Genomic DNA, 2,229 nt, shown 5'->3' on the forward strand with positions numbered 1-2,229 from the left:
CGCGCGACCGCGAACCGCCTCGCGAACTTCGACGACGCCAACCTGCGCCGCTCGGCCCGCGCCGCGGTGGCCGCCGGAGCCCGTGTCGAGCGGGCCCTGGAGATCCTCGGCGACGACGTACCCGATCATCTGCAGGTGGCCGGCAAGCTCCGGCTGGAGCACAAGCAGGCAAGCCTCGAGGAGCTCGGCCAGCTGCACGAACCGGCCCTCACCAAGGACGCTGTGGCGGGCCGGATCCGCCGCCTGCTGGCGATGGCCGACAAGCGCGCCGCCGACCTCAACATCCCGAACACCGAGGCCAACCTGACCCCGGAGATGCTCGACCCGGCCTGACCGGATCGTTATCTCCACGGACCCACACCGCGCTTGCGTTGTTGATTGGATCTCTCCCACGGGGGTTGCCATCCGCTGAACACGTGAGGACGACGATGGGTACCCAGGAAGAAGAAGCCGCCGCGCTGACGGAGCTCGAACGCGTGCGGACCGAGAACGCACTGCGAGACATGCAGCGCCAGGAGGAGCTGCGGAAGCTCCAGGAGCAGCAGCAGAACAAGATGGTTGCCGACGGACAGCCGGCCGCCGGCTGGCCGGACAGCGAGGTGCAGGCGCCGCCGAGCGGGCTGGACAAGGTCGCCGGCGCGCTCCGGGTCGGGAAGGCCGGCGATGCCGCCTTGGCACACGACCTGCTGCACAGCGGTCAGCAGCCGCTGGGGGCTGTTCAGAAGCCGGAGCCGGCCGCCGACGGAGCCCGCGAGAAGGCAACCGGCGGAAGGGCCGCGAACCCGGCGCTCGGGCTGGGCTGAGTCAACTGGCAGGCACCAGCTGGTCAACTGGTATACACCTGGCAGCCCCGGAGCATTCCGGGGCTGTTTCGCGTCCGGGTGGTCTGCTCGGGCGGCTACTGACCGGTCAGGGTGGTCTGATGTGGACGCTACCAGTTGGCCAGGTGGGCTGTTGGGCTAGTGTTCGGACTGTAGCGGCAGTGAAAAGCCAGTTCAGAGGAGACGTAGTCCCGTGACCGTACGCGTAGGTATCAACGGCTTCGGCCGCATCGGCCGTAACTTCTTCCGCGCCGTGCAGGCGTCCGGTGCCGACATCGAGGTCGTCGCCGTCAACGACTTGACCGACAACCAGACCCTCGCTCACCTGCTGAAGTACGACTCGATCCTGGGCCGCTTCCCGGGTGAGGTCTCCGCGACCGACGACGAGATCACCGTCGCGGGCCACAGCTTCAAGGCCTTCGCCGAGCGCGACCCGGCCAACCTGAAGTGGGCCGACGTCGGCGCCGACGTGGTGATCGAGTCCACCGGATTCTTCACCGACGCCACCAAGGCCAAGACGCACGCCGACAACGGCGCCAAGAAGGTCATCATCTCCGCCCCGGCGAAGAACGAGGACCTGACCGTCGTCATGGGCGTGAACCACGAGCTGTACGACGCGGACAAGCACACCGTGATCTCGAACGCGTCCTGCACCACGAACTGCCTGGCCCCGATGGCCAAGGCGATCCACGACGCGTTCACGATCGAGCAGGGTCTGATGACCACAATCCACGCGTACACCCAGGACCAGAACCTGCAGGACGGCCCGCACAAGGACCTGCGTCGCGCCCGCGCCGCGGCCCTGAACATCGTGCCGACCTCGACCGGTGCCGCGAAGGCGATCGGCCTGGTGCTGCCGGAGCTCAAGGGCAAGCTGGACGGGTACGCGCCGCGCGTCCCGGTCCCGACCGGCTCGGCCACCGACCTGACCGTGAACGTCGGCCGGGAGACCTCGGTCGAGGAGGTCAACGCCGCGGTGAAGGCGGCCGCCGAAGGCCCGCTGAAGGGCTTCCTGAAGTACACCGAGGACGAGATCGTCTCCACCGACATCGTCACCGACCCGGCCTCCTGCATCTTCGACGCCGGCCTCACCAAGGTGCTCGGCAGCCAGGTCAAGGTCGTCGGCTGGTACGACAACGAGTGGGGCTACTCGAACCGCCTCGTCGACCTGGTCAACCACGTCGGCGCCTCGCTCTGACGATTCCCGTCGCCCTGCGTCCGGACGAACCGTTCCGGACGCAGGGCTCGTTCATCTGAGTTCACCCGAGGAAGCTGAACTGTGAAGACCATCGAAGATCTCGGCGACCTGGCGGGCCAGCGGGTACTGGTCCGGTCCGACCTGAACGTGCCGATCAAGAACGAGGTGATCGGCGACGACGGCCGGATCCGCGCCTCGCTGCCGACCCTG

The 2,229-nt window shown here is 67.8% G+C and carries 4 protein-coding genes; all 4 read left to right on the forward strand.

The window, feature by feature from the left end; all coding sequences use genetic code 11:
- On the forward strand, window positions 1–333 hold a 333-nt coding region (gene whiA / locus VFF46_RS14080; RefSeq protein ID WP_325037559.1), incomplete at its 5' end, for a DNA-binding protein WhiA.
- Window positions 334–416: 83 nt separating this feature from the next.
- Complete coding sequence (locus VFF46_RS14085) at window positions 417–803, forward strand: hypothetical protein (protein ID WP_325037560.1); 387 nt, start codon at window positions 417–419, stop codon at window positions 801–803.
- Window positions 804–1,014: 211 nt separating this feature from the next.
- The gene (gap, locus tag VFF46_RS14090; protein WP_325037561.1) at window positions 1,015–2,019 is read left to right on the forward strand and encodes a type I glyceraldehyde-3-phosphate dehydrogenase; all 1,005 of its coding nucleotides are present in this window, start codon (window positions 1,015–1,017) and stop codon (window positions 2,017–2,019) included.
- 81 nt (window positions 2,020–2,100) lie between these two features.
- On the forward strand, window positions 2,101–2,229 hold a 129-nt coding region (gene pgk / locus VFF46_RS14095; RefSeq protein ID WP_325037562.1), incomplete at its 3' end, for a phosphoglycerate kinase.

The sequence above is a fragment of the Kribbella sp. genome (genome assembly GCF_035655035.1).
Lineage (GTDB): Bacteria > Actinomycetota > Actinomycetes > Propionibacteriales > Kribbellaceae > Kribbella.